21 protein-coding genes are annotated in these 21,264 nt (G+C 63.4%); 14 read left to right on the top strand and 7 right to left on the bottom strand.

Annotated elements, in window-relative coordinates:
• Nucleotides 1-22 precede the first annotated feature (22 nt).
• On the bottom strand, nt 23-1,570 hold the full coding sequence (locus tag AC1IN8_RS05795; RefSeq protein ID WP_479758345.1) for a diguanylate cyclase domain-containing protein: 1,548 nt from the start codon (nt 1,568-1,570) through the stop codon (nt 23-25).
• A gap of 280 nt (nt 1,571-1,850) precedes the next feature.
• Here AC1IN8_RS05795 and AC1IN8_RS05800 point away from each other — a divergent pair, with 280 nt between their 5' ends.
• On the top strand, nt 1,851-2,453 hold the full coding sequence (locus AC1IN8_RS05800; RefSeq protein WP_139435787.1) for a nitroreductase family protein: 603 nt from the start codon (nt 1,851-1,853) through the stop codon (nt 2,451-2,453).
• A gap of 110 nt (nt 2,454-2,563) precedes the next feature.
• On the top strand, nt 2,564-4,033 hold the full coding sequence (locus AC1IN8_RS05805; RefSeq protein WP_479758346.1) for a sensor domain-containing diguanylate cyclase: 1,470 nt from the start codon (nt 2,564-2,566) through the stop codon (nt 4,031-4,033).
• Between the two features lie 16 nt (nt 4,034-4,049).
• Here the strand turns inward: AC1IN8_RS05805 and AC1IN8_RS05810 are convergent, their stop codons facing one another.
• Nucleotides 4,050-4,712, bottom strand: coding sequence for an HAD-IA family hydrolase (locus AC1IN8_RS05810; protein WP_479758347.1), 663 nt, complete (start codon nt 4,710-4,712; stop codon nt 4,050-4,052).
• Complete coding sequence (locus AC1IN8_RS05815; protein ID WP_479758348.1) at nt 4,709-4,933, bottom strand: hypothetical protein; 225 nt, start codon at nt 4,931-4,933, stop codon at nt 4,709-4,711. Before AC1IN8_RS05815 ends, AC1IN8_RS05810 begins: the two co-directional genes overlap by 4 nt.
• Before the next feature lie 113 nt (nt 4,934-5,046).
• On the opposite strand from AC1IN8_RS05815, the gene AC1IN8_RS05820 reads away from it, so the two are divergent.
• Nucleotides 5,047-5,943 carry a LysR family transcriptional regulator gene (locus AC1IN8_RS05820; protein WP_479758349.1) on the top strand — a complete coding sequence of 299 codons (897 nt, stop codon included), beginning with the start codon at nt 5,047-5,049 and terminating at the stop codon, nt 5,941-5,943.
• A 94-nt stretch (nt 5,944-6,037) separates the two neighbouring features.
• Here AC1IN8_RS05820 and AC1IN8_RS05825 read toward each other — a convergent pair whose 3' ends face one another.
• The 3 genes from AC1IN8_RS05825 to AC1IN8_RS05835 all read right to left on the bottom strand — a co-directional run bounded on the left by AC1IN8_RS05825 (nt 6,038) and on the right by AC1IN8_RS05835 (nt 8,556).
• On the bottom strand, nt 6,038-6,676 hold the full coding sequence (locus tag AC1IN8_RS05825) for an excalibur calcium-binding domain-containing protein (protein WP_479758350.1): 639 nt from the start codon (nt 6,674-6,676) through the stop codon (nt 6,038-6,040).
• A 116-nt stretch (nt 6,677-6,792) separates the two neighbouring features.
• The gene (locus AC1IN8_RS05830; RefSeq protein ID WP_202046499.1) at nt 6,793-7,359 is read right to left on the bottom strand and encodes a cysteine hydrolase family protein; all 567 of its coding nucleotides are present in this window, start codon (nt 7,357-7,359) and stop codon (nt 6,793-6,795) included.
• 33 nt (nt 7,360-7,392) lie between these two features.
• Nucleotides 7,393-8,556, bottom strand: coding sequence for an FAD-dependent monooxygenase (locus AC1IN8_RS05835; RefSeq protein ID WP_479758351.1), 1,164 nt, complete (start codon nt 8,554-8,556; stop codon nt 7,393-7,395).
• 226 nt (nt 8,557-8,782) lie between these two features.
• Between AC1IN8_RS05835 and miaB the strand changes: the two genes are divergently transcribed.
• The 5 genes from miaB (at nt 8,783) to lnt (ending at nt 14,492) form a co-directional block, all read left to right on the top strand.
• A complete protein-coding gene (miaB, locus tag AC1IN8_RS05840; protein ID WP_479758352.1) occupies nt 8,783-10,216 on the top strand; it encodes a tRNA (N6-isopentenyl adenosine(37)-C2)-methylthiotransferase MiaB in 1,434 nt (477 codons plus the stop codon).
• 49 nt (nt 10,217-10,265) lie between these two features.
• Nucleotides 10,266-11,324 carry a PhoH family protein gene (locus AC1IN8_RS05845; protein WP_202046502.1) on the top strand — a complete coding sequence of 353 codons (1,059 nt, stop codon included), beginning with the start codon at nt 10,266-10,268 and terminating at the stop codon, nt 11,322-11,324.
• Complete coding sequence (ybeY, locus tag AC1IN8_RS05850) at nt 11,321-11,785, top strand: rRNA maturation RNase YbeY (protein ID WP_247625732.1); 465 nt, start codon at nt 11,321-11,323, stop codon at nt 11,783-11,785. The genes AC1IN8_RS05845 and ybeY overlap by 4 nt, the downstream gene beginning before the upstream one ends.
• Before the next feature lie 98 nt (nt 11,786-11,883).
• Nucleotides 11,884-12,765, top strand: coding sequence for a CNNM family magnesium/cobalt transport protein CorC (corC, locus tag AC1IN8_RS05855; protein WP_005329827.1), 882 nt, complete (start codon nt 11,884-11,886; stop codon nt 12,763-12,765).
• Between the two features lie 149 nt (nt 12,766-12,914).
• A complete protein-coding gene (lnt, locus tag AC1IN8_RS05860; RefSeq protein WP_247625731.1) occupies nt 12,915-14,492 on the top strand; it encodes an apolipoprotein N-acyltransferase in 1,578 nt (525 codons plus the stop codon).
• Between the two features lie 65 nt (nt 14,493-14,557).
• On the opposite strand, the gene AC1IN8_RS05865 is transcribed toward lnt, so the two are convergent.
• Nucleotides 14,558-15,040, bottom strand: a complete 483-nt coding sequence (locus AC1IN8_RS05865; protein WP_139434096.1) for a zinc ribbon-containing protein — start codon at nt 15,038-15,040, stop codon at nt 14,558-14,560.
• Between the two features lie 234 nt (nt 15,041-15,274).
• Here AC1IN8_RS05865 and leuS point away from each other — a divergent pair, with 234 nt between their 5' ends.
• The 6 genes from leuS to rlmH all read left to right on the top strand — a co-directional run bounded on the left by leuS (nt 15,275) and on the right by rlmH (nt 21,244).
• Nucleotides 15,275-17,851, top strand: a complete 2,577-nt coding sequence (leuS, locus tag AC1IN8_RS05870) for a leucine--tRNA ligase (RefSeq protein WP_479758353.1) — start codon at nt 15,275-15,277, stop codon at nt 17,849-17,851.
• Between the two features lie 121 nt (nt 17,852-17,972).
• Nucleotides 17,973-18,455: an LPS-assembly lipoprotein LptE gene (locus AC1IN8_RS05875; RefSeq protein ID WP_106887591.1), complete on the top strand. Its 483-nt coding sequence runs from the start codon at nt 17,973-17,975 to the stop codon at nt 18,453-18,455.
• Nucleotides 18,456-18,468: 13 nt separating this feature from the next.
• Complete coding sequence (gene holA, locus AC1IN8_RS05880; RefSeq protein WP_479758354.1) at nt 18,469-19,503, top strand: DNA polymerase III subunit delta; 1,035 nt, start codon at nt 18,469-18,471, stop codon at nt 19,501-19,503.
• A gap of 64 nt (nt 19,504-19,567) precedes the next feature.
• The gene (nadD, locus tag AC1IN8_RS05885) at nt 19,568-20,221 is read left to right on the top strand and encodes a nicotinate-nucleotide adenylyltransferase (RefSeq protein WP_247625726.1); all 654 of its coding nucleotides are present in this window, start codon (nt 19,568-19,570) and stop codon (nt 20,219-20,221) included.
• Between the two features lie 213 nt (nt 20,222-20,434).
• Nucleotides 20,435-20,770, top strand: a complete 336-nt coding sequence (gene rsfS, locus AC1IN8_RS05890) for a ribosome silencing factor (protein ID WP_139434100.1) — start codon at nt 20,435-20,437, stop codon at nt 20,768-20,770.
• A 6-nt stretch (nt 20,771-20,776) separates the two neighbouring features.
• On the top strand, nt 20,777-21,244 hold the full coding sequence (rlmH, locus tag AC1IN8_RS05895; RefSeq protein WP_319912722.1) for a 23S rRNA (pseudouridine(1915)-N(3))-methyltransferase RlmH: 468 nt from the start codon (nt 20,777-20,779) through the stop codon (nt 21,242-21,244).
• Nucleotides 21,245-21,264: the final 20 nt, after the last annotated feature.

A 21,264-nucleotide genomic window follows, 5' to 3' on the forward strand; every position in this document is an offset into this window, starting at 1 on the left:
GCCCTTTTTCTCCTGATGGCGGTCAGACAGATACTGTCACTACAGCCCCTTTGGAGGGAGGCGCAGTGGCGGACAGATGCCAGCAGTCACGTCCCTGCCGCTTGCTCTGGTACAGGCACTCGTCCGCTCGATCGAGCAGGGCAGCGGCGTCATCCGGATAGCGTGCTCCGCCCGCACTCAGGGTGATGGACTCCTCAAACTCGCGCCACTGCAGCGCCCGCACCCGGGCCAGCAGACGGGTCAGGCGATCCTCGACCTCCTCCCGCTCCCAGGGCAGCAGGGCCGCGAACTCATCCCCCCCGATGCGGTAGACCTGGGCCTCTCCCAGGGTTCTTGCCATGATGGTGGCCACCCGGAACAGCACAGCATCCCCCACCCCGTGCCCCCAGCTGTCATTGACGCGCTTGAAGCAATCCACATCAAACAGCACCAGCCAGTGAGGCCTCTCCTCCTGCGCCAGCCTGGCCCTGTCCTGCTCGAAGGCACGCCGGTTCATGATGCCGGTGAGAGGATCGTGCAGCAGGGCATCCTGCCCCTGCAGCAGGCTGTTTCTCACCTGATGGATCTCCCCCAGGCTGCCGTGCACGAACCAGGTGCGCTGGCGCAGCTGGATCTCCATCAACGCCTCATCCTGAACGAGGCCGCTGAGGGAGCGCTGCACCAGGGTCTGCTCCTGACGAAAGATCCGCACCAGAAACAGCAGGCTGCACAGCCAGATACCGAGCAGCGCCAGTGCGGGCAGCACCACCATCAGCAGGGTATCTTGCAGGTTGCCATGAAAGTGGGCGGGAGGCAGGTAGATGTTGAGATCCCAGTCGATATCCGACAGCGGCTGCTTCAGGTAGCAGCCCTCCCGGATCACGTTCAACACGGCGCCCTGGCTCGGCGTGCCGGACACCGCGGGCAGCAGTGACAGATTGTGCCCGACCACCAGCCGGCCGCCCTTGCGCTCTGTGATGTAGATGGCGGCCTGATCGCTGCCCATCGCCCGTCGCAGCGCCGCCTGCAGCGAGTTGAACGACATGTCGACCATCAGCAGGCCCAGCAGTTGCCCCTCGTCATCCTTGACCCGTTTGATCAGGGTCAGGACCTCTGCGTTGCCGCCGAACTCCTGGTAGGGACCAAACCAGACCAGTTCGTCGCTGTCGCTGGCCAGGGTCTGATACCAAGGGCGCTTCTGCACCTGGTAGCCGGTCGGCATCTGCCAGTCGGGATAGCTGTCGAAACGGTCGAAGCGGGTGTTGTAGAAGTAGAGGAAGTGGGCGTCGTGCTTGAACTGGTGGGCTATGGCCCAGATCCCGTTGATGGCCGAGCCGCCCCTCGCAATGGCCTGCTTGTCCAGGGACGCTTCCAGCACGCCGAGCTGCCGCCGATTGGCCAGCACCATCTCGTGGATCAGGGTGGCATCGATGGAGGTGAGCATGTGGTTATAGCCGGCCAGGGTCTTGTCGATGCTGCGCAGGTAGCTGGTCGCCGCCAGCAACAGGGTGGCGACCAGCACCAGGGCACCGAGCAGAAACGACAGCGGCGTCAGTATGTAGTAGCGTTCCTTGATGATGGTTGCAGCCATGCCACTCTCTATAAAATGTCGCTCGAGATGCATTTTATAGTTGAAAACACCATCAACATATTGATTGAAGTCATTAACCCCACCGTTAATGACAACAAAGACATCAAGGGGTCATACCCGCTTTGGTCATGTGAATATCCATAAAAAGTAGAAACAGTCATCACCCAGCGTTGACGGTTTCTTGCACAGAAGGTGTTATAGTCCATCACTCGAGAAATCGGAGCCAGATGACCTTTGTCGGCAACGCTGGCAGCCACGATTCATCAACCAAGGAGATGTTATGAGCAGTCCGTTTATCGAACAGATCAAAGTACGTCGTACCATCTATGCCCTGGGTGACCAGGTGACCCATTCCGAGGCCCAGCTGACGGCCCTCATCAAGGATGCCGTCAAGCACAGCCCCTCCTCCTTCAACTCCCAGAGCTCCCGTGCCGTCATCCTGTTTGGCGAGCAGCACCACAAGCTGTGGGACATCGTCAAAGCTGAACTGAAAAAGATTGTACCGCCAGAGGCTTATCCCCAGAGCGAAGCCAAGGTCAACGGCAGCTTCCGCGCCGGTTTCGGCACCGTGCTGTTCTTCGAGGACACCGCCGTCATCCAGGATCTGCAGCAGAAGTTCGCCCTCTATGCCGACAACTTCCCCATCTGGTCCGAACATGCCACCGGGATCGCCCAGTTTGCGGTCTGGACCACCCTGGCCCAGGAAGGCATCGGCGCCTCCTTGCAGCACTACAACCCGCTGATCGACGAGGCGGTCCGCAAGGAGTGGGACCTGCCCGCCAGCTGGCTGCTCCGTGCCCAGATGCCCTTTGGCAGCATAGAGCAACCGGCCGGTGACAAGACCTTCATGGATGACGAGGTCCGTTTCCGGGTCTTCGGCTAACCCCTCAGGCCCCCTCGCCGAGGGGGCCTTTGCCCCAGCTTCCCCCCGCATTTTCCATGGTGTGCAACCATACTCAGGGCTATCACGCCAACCGCCCTCAGGAGAGACGCATGGGAGAAGCCAGACGCCAGCGTATCTTGTCCACTCTCTATCCCTTGTTTGCCCTGCTCTGTGTCGCCACCATCATCCTGCTGTTTTCACTTGTCGGCATCTTCACCCGGCCTCCCAGCCTGCTGGCGGCCTTCTGGCCCGCCAATGCCGTCCTGCTCGGCATGCTGCTGCGTTACCCGCGCCTGGCCTCGGCCCCAGGCTGGCTGGGGGGCCTGCTGGGCTATCTGCTCGCCTCCCTGTTCACCGAGGATCCCCCCCTCAAGACGGCACTGCTCACCCTCGGCAACCTGGCTGGCGTCAGCGTCGGCTACCTGCTGTTCCGCCGGCTGGATCTCGAAGACAAGCGGCTCCGGCGGCCCGCCTCCATCGTCTATCTGCTGCTGATCGCCATGGCGGCCTCCCTCGCCGCCGGCCTGGTGGGGGCGGCGATCAACCCCATGCTGTTTCAGGGCTCACACCTCTACGGGCTCGGCTTCTGGTTCGCCAGCGAACTGGTCAACTACATGGCCATACTGCCGGTGATCCTGACCCTGCCCCCGCCGGGTACACTGCCGGACTGGCGCCGCCTCCTGTATCAGACGAATATCTCCTGGCGCAGGCTGCTGCCCCTGCTGAGCCTGGTTGGCACCCTGCTGCTGACCCTGCTGATCGAGGGGCCTGGCTCCATTGCCTTCCCGGTCCCGGCCCTGCTCTGGTGCGCCATCAACTACTCCATCTTTGCCACCAGCCTGCTCTCGCTCTCCTTCAGCACCCTGATCCTGCTCGCCCTCTCCAACGGCTACCTGACCATCAGTCAGGATGTCCAGACCCAGTACTGGATGTTCTCGGTGCGGATCGGCGTCATGCTGATTGCCCTCACCCCGCTCACCGCCGCCAGCATAATGGCGACACGCAATAACCTGCTGCGCAGGATGGAATACCTGGCGCACCACGATCACCTCACCGGCGTCCTCAATCGGGCCGGCTTCTGGCCCGGTGCCGAACAGATGGCGGAGAAGCTGGAACGGGGGAAACGCCCCCTCGCGGTCTGCATGCTGGATCTGGACAACTTCAAGGGCATCAACGACCGCCATGGTCACGAGACGGGCGACAGGCTGTTGAAGTCCTTCACCACCACGGTGAACCAGCATCTGCGCCAGGAAGACCTGTTCGGCCGGCTGGGGGGCGAGGAGTTTGCGGTGCTGCTGCCCGATGCCACCGGGGCCCGGGCACTGGACGTGGTCGAGCGGCTACGGGAGGCGGTTGCCCGGCTGAAGGTTCTGGATGGGGAAGGCAAACCGGTCTCGGTCACTGTGAGCATAGGAATAGCCTGCCAGCACCAGGGTCACTTCAACCTGGACAGGTTGCTCTCCCGCGCCGACCAGGCCCTCTATCGGGCCAAGCATCATGGCCGCAACCGGGTGGAACTGCACGAGGCAGACAGGTGCTCGGGGGATGCGGCGCCCGCCATGGACTCGGATCCCCCTTGACTCAAAGAGGGCAGCCTCAGTCCGGCAGCAGGCTTGCCATGCAAAGCTGCAGGCCAGCCTCGTCCTCGGTCAGCCGGATCTGCCGCCAGTCCTCCAGCCGCGCCCTGACCCCGCCATCGAACCGCTTGTCGCCCCCGATCTGCACCACCTGACAACCGGCCTGCAGGGCGCTGCGTATCCCCGCCGGGGCATCCTCGAACACCAGGCAGTCGGCGGGGGCAAGGCCAAGTCGGCGCGCCGCGAGCAGGTAAGGCTCGGGATCCGGCTTGCCCCGCACCACATCTTCTGCCCCGATCAACCATCTCGGCAACGGCAACCCGGCACTGGCCAGGCGGTGCCGCGCCACCCGCTGGCTCGCGGAGGTCACCAGCGCCCAGCGCGCCGGCGGCAGGGCTGCCAGCAGGGTGCGTGCCCCGGCGATCGGCTCGGCCACCCCCGCATGCTGGATCTCCAGCTCGTCGAGCAGGGCCACCTCCCTGGCCAGATCCAGCTGTGGCGCCAGTGCGCGTATCACCTCCCGCGAGCGTACCCCGTGGCACATGGCCAGCACAGGCGCGGGATCCAGCCGATGGCCCTGGCACCAGAGCCGCCAGACGGTCTCCACCTCGGTGGTGGAGTGCACCAGGGTGCCGTCCATGTCCAGCAGCAGGGCCTCGGCCCTCAGGGTGAGCATGGTCATGCGGTTCTCCCCGCCAGCACGTCGACGAAGGCCTGTCGCTGGGCCGACTGCTCATAGCAGGCGAGCGCCTGCTCGGTATTGCTCGCCCACACCGGCAGGGGTCCGACGGCAAATCCCTGCTGCAACAGGCTGGTCAGAAGCTCCCCCGTCTCCGGCGCCGCCAGTGGCTGGGCCATTACCAGGCTTCCCTTGATCAAGAACAGATAGCGTCCGCTCGACATGACATGACTCCTTGTGGCTGGTCAGAGGGCCAAAGGCCCGTTTCGAGACCATTAGAACAAGGGTGTTAGATAATTTATAATCAATAAATCGCCACATTGGATAACCAAATGGAATGAAATTCGACTTAAGACAGCTGCAGGCCTTCGTCATGCTGGCCGAGACCGCCAACTACCGGGAGGCCGCCAGTCGGCTCTTCATCACGCAACCGGCGCTGACCAAGCAGATCCAGGGGCTGGAGCTGGCGCTCGGCAGCACCCTGTTCAACCGGGGCCGCCACGGCGCCGAGCTGACCGCCATCGGCACCCAGTTGCTGCCCCAGGCCCGCGCCCTGGTGGAACACGGCAAGGGATTCGAGCACCACGCCCTGGCGCTGGCGAGTGGCGCAGCCGGGCGCCTCAAGATAGGGTTCGGGCTGTCGAGCTTCGCACTGGCCCCCTCCCTGGTGGCCCGCTTCAAGCAGCAGGCCCCGGATGTGATGGTGCACCTGCAGGACATGACCTCCGCCGTCCAGCACGATCTGCTGCTGGCGGGGCGGCTGCAGATCGGCTTTATGCGAAGGCCGCAGGCGCCACAGCTGCGGGAGCACAGGTTGCTGACCGATCGGCTGGTGCTGGCCGTGCCGAGCCAGATGACGGGGCCGGATCCGGCTGCGTTCGACGTGGAGCGGGCGCTGACCACGCAGCCGCTGTTGCAGATGGTGGGCCACCGCTGCCCCGGCCTCAGCCAGCAGATCGCCCGTTTCCTCGGCGCCAACCGGCTGACCGGCATGATCCAGGAGGCGGAAGACATCCAGACCCTGGTGGCCCTGGTGGCCGCCGGCATAGGCAACGCCATACTGCCCCGCAGCGTCGGCTTCATCGCGGGCAAGGACGTGACCCTCTATCCCCTGTCCGGCCCCTGGTCCGAGTGGGAGATAAGCCTGGTGTGGAACCCCGACTTTGCGGATCCCATTCGGGATCGCTTCCTGACCCTGGTCAGGGCCATGCACCCGGAGGCGGCGACTACATGACGCTTTTGATGGAAGTTGGGGCCAACATATTCGAGCCTACATCAAGGAAGGGGGAGACTTCCCAAGTCATGTGATTCGGTTCGTTATGGAGTACTCAATGACCACACCACTGATCTTCACAGGGAATGCCATCGCCCTCCCCGTCCATCTTGGTATTCGGGCAATTTTGCAGGAACCAGGTTGCCTCCTCGCAGGAGCGCATCTGGGAGCAATGCTGCCTGCCATCGCACTGACGGAGAAAGGTGGATGACTGCGACACGCTATGGGGAGAGCTGACGTCATCCTGACTGAAAGAGGAGACTGGTAGCGGCAAGACCGACTCGTCCGAGAAGCGGGAGTAGATGGAAAACAGGCCCGCCAGCACCAGCAAGAGGATGAGCTTGCCACGCCAATTGCCCTTGCGCCTATAGGAGGGCTGGGTGCGAGGTCTTGGCGTACTGATGGATTCATCGCGCGCAGGCGAGGACCGTCCCCTGACGGCGCTGGCTCCCGGCACCAGTGACAGGGGCCGATCGGGGAAGTACACCTGCTCTGCCCTGGGTTTGTCATCCTGACCGGTACCAATCAGGTAGGAGACCCGCTCTCCCGCCATGGGAGGCAAGCCATCACACTGCAATGCCGAGATATGCACGAACAGCTCGGCACCTTTCGGCTCGCCTTCCCCTTTCTCGGGCACGATAAAACCAAAGCCGCGCGTCTCGTTCCAGCGCACTATCCGTCCCTGATAACGCATGTCCCCATCCTTGTGGCCAGAGATACTCGTTTCATGTTGCCCAAAATGCATGCGGCCCGACAGGGGGCCGTAGACAAAATGTCAAAACAGTGAACAAGCTCCGCCTGCCGCGGGGATCAGGCCAGCCGGGCCACCTTGATCACCTCGGCGATGCGGCCGAGCTGGCGCAGGGAGGCATGGTGCTCATTGGCATCGGCGGCGGCGCAGGCATCTTCCAGTATGGTGATGGCGTAGTCCCGATCGTGGCCATCCCGGGCAGCGGCCTGAATGGCCCAGCCGGTGCTGACGCCGCACAGATAGAGGTGATCGATGTGATTGGCCCGCAGTGCGGGCTCCAGCGCCGTGCCGTAGAAGGGACTGACCCTGGGCTTGGTCAGCACCAGATCCCCGGGTTGCACGTCGAGCTCGGGGTGAAAGTCAGTGCCTGCCTCAGCCAGGGAGAGGGCGCCGAGCTGGTGGGCCCGGCCAAACATGGGGGAGCCCTTGGGCTGCAGCAGATAGCCGCCATCGAAGCCGACCTTGATGAGCACCACCAGCCAGCCCCTGGCTCGGGCATGGGCCAGCGCCTGGTTGGCATGGAGAATGGCATCCTGCTCCTGCACATGGGCCGCCGAGGCGGCGATGCGCCCGTCCGGGTGGGCGATGTCGTTGATAAAGTCGATCACCAGCAATGCCTTGTTCATGGGTCTGCCTCCTCGGCGTCAATATCCGGCCCCTTACACCAGCCCCAGAGCATAGCGCAGCGCCATCTCCTTGAGCGGGCCCGCCTTGTCCGCCAGGGTCAGGGCCAGGTTGCGGGTCAGGCGCAGCGGCCCTATGTCGTTGCTGAACACCCCGTAGAAGAGATCCATCCCAGACTGCATCAGCAGGTTGTCGGGGCGCCGACGCCGCTCGTAGCGGCTGGCCAGGGTGATGTCGTGCCAGTCAGCCCCCGCCTTGCCGAGCAGCTCGGCCCAGCAGGCCACGTCCTTGAAGCCGAGGTTGACCCCCTGCCCCGCCAGCGGATTGATGGTGTGGGCGGCGTCGCCGAGCAGCAGCACCCGTCCGGCGTGGTAGTGGTTGGCGTGGCGGCGCACCAGGGGGAAGCTCCCCTTGCCAGTCACCTGGAAGCCGCCGAGCCGGGCCGGGAAGTGGCGACGCACCTCGGCGGCCAGGGCCTCGTTGCTCATGGCGGCCAGGGCCCGGATGCGGGCCGGGCTGTCGTACCACACCAGGGAGCCGTGCCGGCCGGGCAGCGGCAGGAAGGCGCGCGGGCCCTGCGGGGTGAACTGCTGCCAGGTGATGTCATCCTGCTCGAACTCGGTGTCGATATTGATCAGCATGCAGTGCTGGCGGTACTCGAAGCGCGACACCCCGATCCCGGCGAGGCGACGGGTGAGCGACTCGGCGCCGTCGCAGGCCAGCACCCAGCGCGCCTGCAGCTCGGTGCCGTCATCGAGCTGCAGGCTGGCGTGCTCGGCACCTTGCTGCAGCCGGACCACAGCCGCTGGGGTGTGGGTCTGGATGTTGGGGAAATCCTCCATTCGCCTCAGCAGGGCGAGCTGCACCAGCCGGTTCTCTATGATGTAGCCGAGCTGGGGCAGCCCCAGATCCGCCGCGTCGAAGCGGGTGGCAAAGCCGTCCAGCTCCCAGGTTTCCAGCCGGCGGTAGGGGCACAGCCGCATCTGCTGCAGATGCGACCAGGCACCGGCCTTGTCCAGCAGCACCACCGAGGCCTGGCTGATGGCGGAGACCCGCAGATCCAGCGGCTGATCCGGGGCGTAATGTTCCGGCAACCGGGTCTCGATGACCCGCACGTTGAGACCCTCTGCCGCCAGCAGGCAGGCGGTGGCGGCGCCCACCATGCCGGCGCCGACGATGGCGATATCACACTGTTCCATGACTTGATTCCTGCAAGGGGTCGCCCCGAACAAGGAAGAGAGGGGCGAACCGAATGGGGCATGATAACGCAAGGAGACCGGATAAACAGTGCGTCAGGCGGGCAATTGCCGCGACGGGCCAGGCCATATGGCGGCGGCGCGGCCCCAGACTGGTCAGCACCGGGATTGCGGAGTAAAATGGCCGGTCCTTTGACCCTGCCGATCTCAAACACAGTCAAGAGTAGCAATGAGCAAGAAACTTCATATCAAGACCTGGGGCTGCCAGATGAACGAGTACGACTCGTCCAAGATGGCCGACCTGTTGGACGCCAGCAATGGCTACACGCTGACCGAAGAGCCCGAGGAGGCAGACGTCCTGCTGCTCAACACCTGCTCCATCCGTGAAAAGGCCCAGGAGAAGGTGTTCCACCAGCTCGGTCGCTGGAAGAAGCTCAAGCTGAAAAAACCGGGACTGGTGATAGGCGTAGGTGGCTGTGTCGCCTCCCAGGAAGGGGAAGCCCTGCGCAGCCGGGCGCCCTATGTGGACATCGTCTTCGGCCCCCAGACCCTGCACCGCCTGCCCGCCATGATCAAGCAGGTCCAGGAGGGACGCGGCGCCCAGGTGGACATCGCCTTCCCCGAGATAGAGAAGTTCGACAACCTGCCGGAGCCCCGCGCCGAGGGGGTCACCGCCTTCGTCTCCATCATGGAAGGCTGCTCCAAATACTGCTCCTTCTGCGTGGTGCCCTACACCCGCGGCGAGGAGGTGAGCCGGCCGCTCGACGACGTGCTCTACGAAATCGCCCAGCTCGCCCAGCAGGGGGTGCGCGAGGTGAACCTGCTCGGCCAGAACGTCAACGCCTACCGCGGCCCGACCTTCGATGGCAATGACTGCACCTTCGCCGAGCTGCTGCGCCTGGTGGCCGCCATCGACGGCATCGACCGCATTCGCTACACCACCAGCCATCCCATCGAATTTACCGACGACATCATCGAGGTCTACAAGGACACGCCGGAAGTGGTCAGCTTCCTGCACCTGCCGGTGCAGAGCGGATCTGATCGAATCCTGATCATGATGAAGCGCCCGCACACAGTGCTGGAGTACAAGTCCAAGATCCGCCGCCTGCGCGCCGCCCGTCCCGACATCACCATGAGCTCCGACTTCATCGTCGGCTTCCCGAACGAGACGGACGAGGACTTCGAGGCCACCATGAAGCTCATCGAGGAGATCAACTACGACATGAGCTTCAGCTTCATCTACAGCCCGCGCCCCGGCACCCCGGCCGCCGATCTGCCGGACGACGTCGACATGGAGGTGAAGAAGGCCCGCCTCACCCGCCTGCAGAACCAGATCAACCACCAGTCCATGCTCATCGGCCGCGCCATGCTGGGCTCGGTGCAGCGCATCCTGGTGGAGGGCCCCTCCAAGATGGATCCCATGCAGCTCAGTGGCCGTACCGAGAACAACCGGGTGGTCAACTTCGAGGGGCCGCACCGCCTCATCGGCGGCTTCGCCGACGTGGAGATCACCGACGTGCGCCCCTACTCCCTGCGTGGCCGCTTCATCCGCGGCGAGGACGAGATGAATCTGCGCATCGCCACCGCGCCGAGCGAAATCCTGGCTCGCCGCCCGGACAACGTCCCCGATGATCTCGGGGTGGCGGCCTTCAGACCCCATTAATTTTCTCCCCCCTCCCGAGGGCGGGGGGAACAGCCGATACGAGGACATTTTGAGCCGACACATCTCGACCCTGAATCTGCACCTGGAGCCCGCCGACAACCTGCGTCTCGCCAGCCTGTGCGGCCCCTTTGACGACAACCTCAAGCAGCTGGAGCGCCGTCTCGGCATCGAGATAAGCTACCGTGACAACCACTTTCAGGTGCTCGGCAAGCAGGCCCAGATTGATGCGGCGGCCGCCATCCTCAAGCACCTCTATGTGGAGACCCAGCCCCTCAAGGGGGGCAAGGTGAATGACATCACCCCGGAGATGGTGCACCTGACGGTGCAGGAGTCCCGTGTGTTGGAGCAGGACGATGATGCGGTCTCATCCCAGCCTTATGGCAAGGAGGTGACGGTCAAGACCAAGCGCGGCCTCATCAAGCCGAGGAGCCCGAACCAGGCCCAGTACATCGCCAACATAGTGCGCCACGACATCAGCTTCGGCATAGGCCCGGCCGGTACCGGCAAGACCTATCTGGCGGTGGCCGCCGCCGTGGATGCCCTGGAGCGCCAGGAGATCCGCCGCATCCTGCTGACCCGCCCGGCGGTGGAAGCCGGTGAGAAGCTCGGCTTCCTGCCCGGGGATCTCTCCCAGAAGGTGGACCCTTACCTGCGCCCCCTCTACGACGCCCTGTTCGAGATGCTGGGCTTCGAGCGCGTCGAGAAGCTGATGGAGCGCAACATCATAGAGGTGGCGCCGCTCGCCTATATGCGCGGAAGAACCTTGAACGATGCCTTTATCATCCTGGACGAGGCCCAGAACACCACCACCGAGCAGATGAAGATGTTCCTGACCCGCATCGGCTTCAACTCCAAGGCGGTGGTCACCGGCGACATAACCCAGGTGGATCTGCCGCGCAGTACCAAATCCGGCCTGCGCCACGCCCTGGAAGTACTGCAGGGGGTCGATGGCCTGTCGTTCAACTTCTTCGAATCCAAAGATGTGGTCCGCCACCCCGTGGTGGCCCGCATAGTGCAGGCCTACGAGGCGTTCGACGCCCAGCAGGCGGCCGAGAAGAGCGCCCCCAATACCCGCAACGAGAACACCAGCAAAGAGAGTGCCCAATGAGCGTGACCCTGGATCTGCAGCTGGCCTGCGCCAGCACCGACGGCCTGCCGACCGAAGCCCAGCTGCAAGGCTGGCTCGATGGCACCATTTCGGGTTTCCAGGACGAGGCCGAGGTGACGGTGCGTCTGGTGGATGAGGCGGAGAGCCGCGAGCTCAACCACACCTACCGCGGCAAGGACAAGCCCACCAACGTGCTCTCCTTCCCGTTCGAAGCCCCCCCCGGCATGGAACTCCCCCTGCTCGGGGATCTGGTGATCTGTCGCCAGGTGGTCGAGGCCGAGGCGGTCGAACAGGGCAAGCCCCTCATGGCCCACTGGGCTCACATGGTTGTGCACGGCAGTCTGCATCTGCTAGGTTATGACCATATCGAGGACGAGGAGGCCGAGGAGATGGAGGCGCTCGAGCGCGACATCATGCAGGAACTCGGTTTCCCCGACCCCTATCTAAATGATGAAGAGTAAGGGCTGACGAGGCGATCACGGCATTGAAACACGCCGCTGTCATCCTTATATAACCAAGACAATATCCCCTGTGTTCACACGAGTAACCAAGAGAGAAAATGACCGACGATCACCCTAGTACCGGCTCGCCGAAGAAAACCTGGCTCGACAAGCTCAGCCAACTCTTCCAGGGCGAGCCAAAAGACCGCAACGATCTGGTGGAAGTCATCGCCGATGCGGAAGAACGTGACCTCATCGATCAGGACACCAAAGACATGATCGAAGGCGTGCTCGAAATTGCCGAGCTGCGCGTGCGTGACATCATGATCCCCCGCTCCCAGATGGTGACCATAGAGAAGTCCCAGCCGGTGGACGACTTCCTGCCCGTCATCATCGAATCCGGCCACTCCCGCTTCCCGGTGATCAACGAAGACAAGGATCACGTGGAGGGCATCTTGCTCGCCAAGGATCTGCTGCCGTTCGGCTTTGGCGGCCATCACGCCAGCGAGCCGCTGCAACTCGAGAAGATCCTGCGCCCCACTGTGATAGTGCCGGAGAGCAAGCGGGTCGATCGCCTGCTCAAGGAGTTCCGCGAAGAGCGCTACCACATGGCCATAGTGGTGGACGAGTTCGGCGGCGTCTCCGGTCTGGTGACCATAGAAGACATACTGGAACTTATCGTCGGCGAGATCGACGACGAGTTTGACGACATCGAGGATGAGCCGGAAGAGATCCGCCGCATCAGCAAGCGGGTCTTCTCCGTCAGCGCCCTGACCGAGATCGAGGATTTCAATGACTTCTTCGGCACCCAGTTCAGCGATGAAGAGGTGGATACCGTGGGCGGCCTGGTGATGCACGCCTTCAGCCACCTGCCCAAGAAGGGCGAGGAGATTGAGCTGGACGGCTACCTGTTCAAGGTGATGCACGCGGACAGGCGCCGCCTGCAGCAGTTGCAGGTGAAGATCCCGGAGAATCACGCGGCGGCCCAGCCGGAGTCCTGATCCCGCCCTCCCCGCGTCGTCAATCAACGCCCCTGCTCTCAGGGGCGTTTGTCATTCTGCCGCCCTTGCGCCTTCCCATTCTCTTGCTGCGCGCCCCTTCGACATCCGGCTGGCCGGGAGGCTCGCCGTTGGCGCGGTTTGCGGTTAAGATGTCGGCCATTCCACATTATTCAGCCCAATTCGAGCCCCGATCCCCCGTGAAATCGAAACTTCTGACAAGCCTGTTCGCCCTGGCCTCTGGCGCCATCGCCGTGCTGGCCTTCTCCCCTTTCGGCTACTGGCCTCTGGTGATCCTCTCCCTGCTCGGCCTCTATGCCCTGCTGGACAAGGCCAACCCCAAGCAGGCGGCCTGGCGCGGCTTCGGCTATGCCATGGGGCTGTTTCTGCCCGGACAGTGGTGGATCCATGTCAGCATGACGGAGTTTGGCGGCATCCCGCTGCCCGCCGCCTTCGTGCTGCTGGCCGGCCTCTGCGCCTATCTCTCCCTCTACCCGACCCTGGCCTGCTGGGTCTTCGCCCGCTTCTTTGGCGGCCGCCACTGGAGCCGCTGGCTGCTCGCCTTCCCGGCGCTCTGGCTGATGGCAGACTGGCTGCGGGGCTGGGTGATGACCGGCTATCCCTGGCTCTGGTTTGGCTACACCCAGATAGACGGCCCCCTCAAGGGCTTCGCTCCCATCCTCGGGGTGCAGGGCATCACGCTCGCCCTGCTGCTCACCACCTCCGCCCTCTGGCTCACCTGGCAGAGCCGCAAGCCCGCCTGGCTGCTGCTGCCCGTCGTGCTGGTCGGTGCCGCCCAGGGGCTGATGCAGCTCAACTGGGTGACCCGGGGCGAGCCGGTCAAGGTGGCCCTGGTGCAGGGCAACATAGCCCAGTCCCTCAAGTGGGATCCCGAGGCCCTGATCCCCACGGTGCGCACCTATCAGGATCTCAGCCGCGAGAATCAGGACGCCGACATCATCATCTGGCCTGAATCGGCGATCCCGGCCATCGAGAAGGAGATGGGCACCTATCTGGAGAGCCTGGACAAGGCGATGAAGGTGAATGACACCGGCCTGCTGGCGGGGATCATCCATTACGATCTGAAGCAGCAGCGCTTCTTCAATACAGTGCTCGGCATGGGGGTGCAGGATCTGGACGGCAAGGAGTCCTATCACTACGAGCACAAGAACCGTTACTACAAGTACCACCTGCTGCCCATCGGCGAATATGTGCCGTTTGAAGATCTGCTGCGCCCCATAGCCCCCTTCTTCAACCTGCCCATGTCCTCCTTCAGCCCGGGAGATGCGGTGCAGCCGAACCTGATCGCCAAGGGGCTCAAGTTCGCCGCCGCCATCTGCTACGAGATCATCTTCCCGGACGAGGTGCGCCGCAACGTGCAGCCGGACACCGATTTCCTGCTGACCGTCTCCAACGACGCCTGGTTCGGCACCAGCATAGGCCCCTGGCAGCACATGGAGATCGCCCGGATGCGCGCCCTGGAGCTGGCACGTCCGCTGCTGCGAGACACCAACACCGGCATCACCATAGTCACCGAGATAGACGGCAGCATCATCGCCCAGATCCCCCAGTTCGAGGCGGGGGTATTGAGAACCGAGGTGCGTCCCGCCCACGGCGCGACCCCCTACCTGCGCTTTGGCAGCTGGCCCATGTACGCGCTGGCCGCCCTGCTGCTCGGCCTGGCACTGGTGCTGCGGCCCCGCGCCCACCCCTGGGCGCGCAAGCTCTGAGCATGTTAAGAACATAAAAAGAGGCGCCCTTGGGCGCCTCTTTTTTATAACCTCATCACCCTATGTCAAGGTGAGAGCGGTTCGCGATGATACTCGTTGGCGCCGCACTCCGGGCAGGTACCGAGCTGTTGCGGGTGCAGCACAGTCTGGCGCCACTCGCAGTGATCGCACACCAGCACCCCCAGCCCCACCCAGTCGCCAGCCCGATAGACGCCCTTGTGTTCCAGTTCGTCTGCCAGTTCGCTCCACTCCACCTGGGCGCGGTCGGTCACGTCCGCCAGCCAGGACCAGACGGTGTCCTTGAGCGCCAGCATAAAGGCGGACTCGGGCACCTCGGCGCGGCTCTCGTCATAGTTGCCGAGATCCCGCTTCACGTATTCTGCGATCAGCGCCAGCTCGTCCTGGGTCAGATCGCCGGCCGCCTCCAGATAGGCCTGTACCTTGGCGATCATCCGGTTGAGGCGCTCTCCCTGAAACTCTTCGGTCTCCTCCCACTGCTTCTTGAGCTGGGCGATGAAGGCTTCATACCCTTGTCGACGTTTGTCCATGGCCATTACTCCTCTGCTGAACCCTGATCGTGCCCGGCCTGAGCCAGAGACTGAGCCGTGCTGGCGGTGGTTGCCGCCCTCTGTCACCCCTGCTGCTCCGTGAAACCTCGATGCTGCCCGGGTCGGCCTGAGACTGGGCGGATGCTGGCGGTTGTTGCCGCCGCAGGATATGGGTATTCTATCGGGATTTCCCAGCTGATTTATCTATTCATTTCACAGATCCGGATGTCACCAATGCAAGAGCAATACGTTCCCCAATCCATAGAACCAGCAGTGCAACAGCACTGGGATGCCAAGAAAACCTTCAAGGCCGTGGAGAAAGTAGACAAGGAAAAGTTCTACTGCCTCTCCATGTTCCCTTATCCGTCTGGTCGTCTACACATGGGGCACGTGCGTAACTACACCATAGGTGATGTGATCTCCCGTTATCAACGGCTCAATGGCAAGAATGTGCTGCAACCCATCGGCTGGGATGCCTTCGGTCTGCCGGCGGAAAACGCCGCCATCAAGAACAGCACGGCACCGGCCCCCTGGACCTACGAAAACATCGAATACATGAAGAACCAGCTGAAGATGCTGGGTCTGGGTTATGACTGGGACAGAGAGCTTGCCACCTGCAAGCCGGACTACTACCGCTGGGAGCAGTGGTTCTTCACCAAGCTCTACGAGAAGGGTCTGGTCTACAAGAAGACCTCCTCCGTCAACTGGTGCCCGAACGACATGACGGTGCTGGCCAACGAGCAGGTGATCGACAACTGCTGCTGGCGCTGCGACACCCCGGTGGAGCAGAAAGAGATCCCCCAGTGGTTCATCAAGATCACCGACTACGCCGAAGAGCTGCTCAGCGACATCGACAATCTGGAAGGCTGGCCGGAGATGGTCAAGACCATGCAGCGCAACTGGATTGGCCGCTCCGAAGGGGTCAACATCAGCTTCGCCATCGAGGGTCAGGACGAGCAGCTGGAGGTCTACACCACCCGCCCGGACACCTTCATGGGCGTGACCTATGTGGGCATAGCCGCCGGTCACCCGCTGGCCGCCCAGGCTGCCGCAACCAATCCCGAGCTGGCTGCCTTTATCGAGGAGTGCAAGCACACCAAGGTCGCCGAGGCTGACATGGCGACCATGGAGAAGAAGGGCATGGCCACCGGCCTCTACGCCATTCACCCGCTGGATGGCCGCAAGGTGCCGGTCTGGGTCGCCAACTTCGTGCTGATGAACTACGGCACCGGCGCCGTGATGGCGGTGCCGGGCCACGACCAGCGTGACTTCGAGTTCGCCACCAAATACGGCCTCGACATCAAGGCGGTGATCAAGCCGATTGATGGCGACGTGGACGTAAGCGAAGCCGCCTACACCGAGAAGGGCGTGCTGTTCGACTCCGGCGAATTCGATGGTCTGGACTTCCAGGGCGCCTTCGATGCCATCGCCAGCAAGCTGGAAGGCCTCGGTCACGGCAAGCGTACCGTCAACTACCGCCTGCGCGACTGGGGCGTCTCCCGTCAGCGTTACTGGGGTGCCCCCATCCCCATGCTGACCCTGGCCGACGGCACAGTGGTGCCGACCCCGGAAGATCAACTGCCGGTACTGCTGCCCGAAGACGTGGTGATGGACGGCATCCAGAGCCCCATCAAGGCCGACGCCGAGTGGGCCAAGACCAGTTACAACGGCCAGGAAGCGTTCCGGGAAACCGATACCTTCGACACCTTCATGGAGTCCTCCTGGTACTACGCCCGCTACTGCTCCCCGGACTACGACAAGGGCATGCTGGATCCGGCGGCCGCCAACCACTGGCTGCCGGTGGATCAGTACATAGGCGGTATCGAGCACGCCTGTATGCACCTGCTCTACGCCCGCTTCTTCCACAAGCTGCTCCGTGATGCAGGCCTGGTGAACAGCGACGAGCCGTTCAAGCGCCTGCTCTGCCAGGGCATGGTGCTGGCCGACGCCTTCTACTATAAGGACGAGAAGGGTGGCAACGTCTGGGTCAGCCCGACCGACGTCAAGGTAGAGCGTGACGACAAGGGTCGCATCACCAAGGCCATCGACAACGAAGGTCGTGAAGTGATCCACTCCGGCATGACCAAGATGTCCAAGTCCAAGAACAACGGCATAGACCCACAGCTGATGGTGGAGCGTTACGGCGCCGATACCGTCCGCCTGTTCATGATGTTCGCCTCCCCGGCCGACATGACCCTGGAGTGGTCCGACTCCGGCGTAGAGGGCGCCCAGCGCTTCCTGCGTCGCCTGTGGCGCACCACCTTCGAGCACGTCTCGGCAGGTGCAGCACCGGTACTGGATGCCGCCGCCCTCTCCAACGAGCAGAAGGCTGTGCGCCGTGAGCTGCACAAGACCATCGCCAAGGTGAGCGATGACGTGGGTCGCCGTCAGACCTTCAACACCGCCATCGCCGCCATCATGGAGCTGATGAACAACCTGGCCAAGCTGGGCTCTGACGAGCAGGACCGCGCCCTGATGCAGGAAGCGCTGGAAGCCGTGGTCGTCATGCTCTACCCCATCACCCCGCACATCGGCTTCGAGCTGTGGAAGATGCTGGGCAAGGAAGGGGACATCGACGTCGCGGCCTGGCCGGTGGCGGATGAAGCGGCCATGGTCGAGACCGAGAAGCTGGTGGTGGTGCAGATCAACGGCAAGATGCGCGGCAAGCTGACCGTCCCGGCCGAGATAAGCCAGGCCGACGTCGAGAAGCTTGCCATGGCCGATGCCTCGGTGCAGAAGTTCACCGAAGGCCTGACCGTGCGCAAGGTGGTCTACGTACCGGGCAAGCTGCTCAACATAGTCGCAAACTGAGGATGACCAGCACTCCCGGCCTCCTCCCCCTGTCGGGGGAGGAGAGCTGCAGGGGTCTGAATCCATATGTGACGGCGGGCAAGCGCCCGCCGTTCTTCACTTGATGCAAAGAGGAATTCACATGGGCATGTCCCTCACTCGCTGGATTGCCATCATGCTGACGGGCCTGCTGCTGCAGGCCTGCGGTTTTCAGATGCGGGGAACCGCCATCCCCCCGGAGCTGATGACCATGAAGGTGGTCGGTGACAACAAGAGCGACTTCTATCGGCTGGTGACCACCCGCCTCAAGGCCTCCGGGGTGACCCTGGCGGACAAGGAGGGCATTCCGGTGCTGACCCTGTCCGGGGTGAGCAGCAGCAGCCAGGTTGCCTCGGTCGACTCCATCGGCCAGGACCGCGAGTACCTGCTGGGTTACAGCACCCAGTTCACCGTCTCCATGCCGGGCAAACCGACCCAGGTCTTCCCCATCACCTTCAACCGCAGCTTCCTGAACAAGCCGGATGCGGCGCTGGCCTCCTCCCGCGAGCAGGAGCAGCTTGGCAAGGAGATGCAGGAGCAGGCCGCGAACCTGGTGATCCGTCAGCTGAGCCAGGTCAAGTTCTGATGCGAGCTTCTTGATGAGAGTCTATCCCGAGCAGTTCAGCGATCATCTCAAGGCAGGGCTCAAGCCCTGCTATCTCGTTTTTGGTGACGAGCCGCTGCTCAAGCTCGAGGCCATCGACGCCGTGCGCCAGGTGGCCCGCAAACAGGGGTTCGATGAACGCCACAGCTTCGTGGTGGAAGCCGGGCTGGACTGGAATCAGGTCTATGACGCCTGTCAGGCCCTGAGCCTCTTCTCGGCCCGCCAGATCATCGAGCTGGAGCTGCCCGCCAAGGTCGACAAGGATCTCGCCGCCCGCATCACGGAGATCGGCAAGCAGCTTCATCCCGACCTGCTGCTGGTGCTCTCGGGGGGGCGTCTCAACCAGACCCAGATGAAGGCAGCCTGGTTCGACAAGCTGAGCCAGAGCGGCACCTATGTGCCGGTCAATCACCCCGAGCCCCGTTTCTTCCCGCGCTGGATGAGTGCGAGGTTTCAACGCTTCGGCCTCAAGGCGCTGCCGGATGCGGTCAACTTCATGTGTCACGCCTTTGAGGGCAACCTGCTGGCCGCGAGCCAGGAGATAGAGAAGCTGACCCTGCTCGGCCCGCCCCAGCCCATCAGCGTCGCCTATCTGCAGGAGACCATCATACGGCACGCCCACTTCACCCCGTTCCAGCTCGTCGATACCCTGCTGGAGGGCAAGGTGAACCGGGCCCAGCGCATCCTGCTGGCGCTGCGGGCCGAGGGCACCGAGCCCGGCATGCTGGCCTGGACCCTGTGCCGGGAGCTGGAGCAGCTCACCGAGCTGGCCCTGGCCGCCCGCGCCGGTCAGCCGCTGGTGGAACACTTCAGCCGGTTGCGCATCTGGCAGAGCCGCCAGCAACTCATTCAGCAGGCCCTGACCCGGCTGCCCGTTGGCAAGATACAGCAGCTGTGGCAACTGATGGCCCGGCTCGACGACGCCCAGCGCCGGTTCGACACCGAGCAGGCCTGGCTGATGTTGCAGACCATAGCCCTGGGTTTTCGCGATGGCACGCCGTTGCCCCTGCTGGAGGCGGAACCATGCTGAGCGCCCCGGTTGAACGCAGGGCCGGCCCCTTGGGGACCCTCCATGATCTGACTGGGAGAGTCTCATGCTGAAGGCTCCCATCGGCATCCTGGGCGGCACCTTCGACCCCATCCACATCGGTCATCTGAGGCCCGCCATCGAGGCCCGCGACGCCCTGGGCCTGGCCGAGGTGCGCCTGCTCCCGAACCATATCCCGCCCCATCGCGCCAACCCCTTCTGCTCCAGCGAGCAGCGGCTCGCCATGGTCGCACTGGCGGCGGCGGAGAACCCGGGCTTCGTGGTTGATGAGCGGGAGCTGCAACGGGACAAGCCCTCCTGGACCATAGACACCCTCATCGAGCTCAAGCAGGAGCTGCCGGATACCCCAATCTGTTTCCTGATGGGCATGGACTCCCTGCTCGGCTTGCCGAGCTGGCATCGCTGGCAGGAGCTGCTCGATCATGCCCACCTGGTGGTGAGCAAGCGCCCGGGCTGGCAACCGGATTACCCGGGCGAAGTGGCCAGCCTGCTGGCCCGCCACCAGACCCGGGATGTGCAGGATCTGCATCGACACCGTCAGGGCCATGTCTGGATCGCTGACAACCTGCCCATTGAGCTGTCGGCCACCCGGCTGCGGGCTCTGCTGGCGGCGGGGCAGGATCCCAGGTACCTGCTGCCGGCCCCGGTCGCCGACTACATCCGGCAGCACCGGCTCTATCAGCCATCGCCAGGCCGGTGAGCGGCGCCACGCGGGTTTGTCAGCCGACACCCTGAGGCGCACCCGGCACAGGCTTGACTATTGTCCCGCCCGGTTGCGCACTATAGTGATCAACAGGGGCCTGCCTTGCCCACGGGCGGCGGCCCCGGATCCATTCCCCTTTGCCAGACTGGGAAACGGGAGTGACCATGATATAATCCGCCGCCCTCTGGCGCCGGAAGATAGGAGAAGACATTGCAAGGCCAAGAACTGCTCGCCTTTATCGTCGACAAGATCGATGACATGAAAGGCCGCGACATCATCACCCTGGATGTACGCGGCAAATCCAGCATCACGGACACCATGATCATCTGCTCCGGCAACTCCAATCGCCACGTCAGCGCCATCGCCCACCACCTGGCCAGCGAGGCCCGCCATGCGGGGCTCGATCTGCTCAGCGTGGAAGGTCAGCTCACCGGTGAATGGGTGCTGGTGGACATGGGTTCCGTCATCGTCCATGTGATGCAGGATGAGTACCGCGACTTCTACCAACTGGAGAAACTCTGGGGTGGCACCCAGGTGCAAGCGTAACGAACGATGAAGATCCAGTTGATTGCAGTGGGCACCAAGATGCCTGCCTGGGTAGAGCATGGCTTCGAAGAGTACCGTCGCCGTTTCCCGAAAGACATGCCGTTCGAACTCGTCGAGATAGGCGCGGGCAAACGCGGCAAGAATGCCGACATTCCCCGCATCCTGCAGAAGGAGGGGGAAGCCATGCTGGCCGCCGCCGGCCGCTCGCGCCTCGTCACCCTGGACATTCCCGGCAAGCCCTGGACCACGGAGCAGCTCGCCGTGCAACTGGAAGCCTGGAAGCTCGATGGCCGGGATGTGGCGCTGCTGGTGGGCGGGCCTGAAGGCCTGTCCCCCGAGTGCAAGGCCGCCGCCGAACAGAGCTGGTCCCTGTCACCCCTGACCCTGCCTCACCCATTGGTGCGGGTGCTGGTGGCCGAGAGCCTCTACCGGGCCTGGAGCATTACCACCAATCATCCGTATCACAGGGAATGAGCCATGATCCCTTGGCACAT

The organism is Aeromonas sp. 130281 (assembly GCF_056642115.1).

Bases quoted from the DNA above. Each gene is read 5' to 3' on its own strand.
- AC1IN8_RS05820 (WP_479758349.1), top strand. From the start codon at position 5,047: ATGAAATTCGACTTAAGACAGCTGCAGGCCTTCGTCATGCTGGCCGAG.
- AC1IN8_RS05875 (WP_106887591.1), top strand. From the start codon at position 17,973: ATGGGCATGTCCCTCACTCGCTGGATTGCCATCATGCTGACGGGCCTG.
- AC1IN8_RS05825 (WP_479758350.1), bottom strand. From the start codon at position 6,676: ATGCGTTATCAGGGACGGATAGTGCGCTGGAACGAGACGCGCGGCTTT.
- AC1IN8_RS05865 (WP_139434096.1), bottom strand. From the start codon at position 15,040: ATGGACAAACGTCGACAAGGGTATGAAGCCTTCATCGCCCAGCTCAAG.
- corC (WP_005329827.1), top strand. From the start codon at position 11,884: ATGACCGACGATCACCCTAGTACCGGCTCGCCGAAGAAAACCTGGCTC.
- leuS (WP_479758353.1), top strand. From the start codon at position 15,275: ATGCAAGAGCAATACGTTCCCCAATCCATAGAACCAGCAGTGCAACAG.
- holA (WP_479758354.1), top strand. From the start codon at position 18,469: ATGAGAGTCTATCCCGAGCAGTTCAGCGATCATCTCAAGGCAGGGCTC.
- lnt (WP_247625731.1), top strand. From the start codon at position 12,915: ATGTCGGCCATTCCACATTATTCAGCCCAATTCGAGCCCCGATCCCCC.
- AC1IN8_RS05815 (WP_479758348.1), bottom strand. From the start codon at position 4,933: ATGTCGAGCGGACGCTATCTGTTCTTGATCAAGGGAAGCCTGGTAATG.
- rlmH (WP_319912722.1), top strand. From the start codon at position 20,777: ATGAAGATCCAGTTGATTGCAGTGGGCACCAAGATGCCTGCCTGGGTA.
- AC1IN8_RS05835 (WP_479758351.1), bottom strand. From the start codon at position 8,556: ATGGAACAGTGTGATATCGCCATCGTCGGCGCCGGCATGGTGGGCGCC.
- AC1IN8_RS05800 (WP_139435787.1), top strand. From the start codon at position 1,851: ATGAGCAGTCCGTTTATCGAACAGATCAAAGTACGTCGTACCATCTAT.
- AC1IN8_RS05805 (WP_479758346.1), top strand. From the start codon at position 2,564: ATGGGAGAAGCCAGACGCCAGCGTATCTTGTCCACTCTCTATCCCTTG.
- miaB (WP_479758352.1), top strand. From the start codon at position 8,783: ATGAGCAAGAAACTTCATATCAAGACCTGGGGCTGCCAGATGAACGAG.
- ybeY (WP_247625732.1), top strand. From the start codon at position 11,321: ATGAGCGTGACCCTGGATCTGCAGCTGGCCTGCGCCAGCACCGACGGC.
- AC1IN8_RS05810 (WP_479758347.1), bottom strand. From the start codon at position 4,712: ATGACCATGCTCACCCTGAGGGCCGAGGCCCTGCTGCTGGACATGGAC.
- nadD (WP_247625726.1), top strand. From the start codon at position 19,568: ATGCTGAAGGCTCCCATCGGCATCCTGGGCGGCACCTTCGACCCCATC.
- AC1IN8_RS05795 (WP_479758345.1), bottom strand. From the start codon at position 1,570: ATGGCTGCAACCATCATCAAGGAACGCTACTACATACTGACGCCGCTG.
- AC1IN8_RS05830 (WP_202046499.1), bottom strand. From the start codon at position 7,359: ATGAACAAGGCATTGCTGGTGATCGACTTTATCAACGACATCGCCCAC.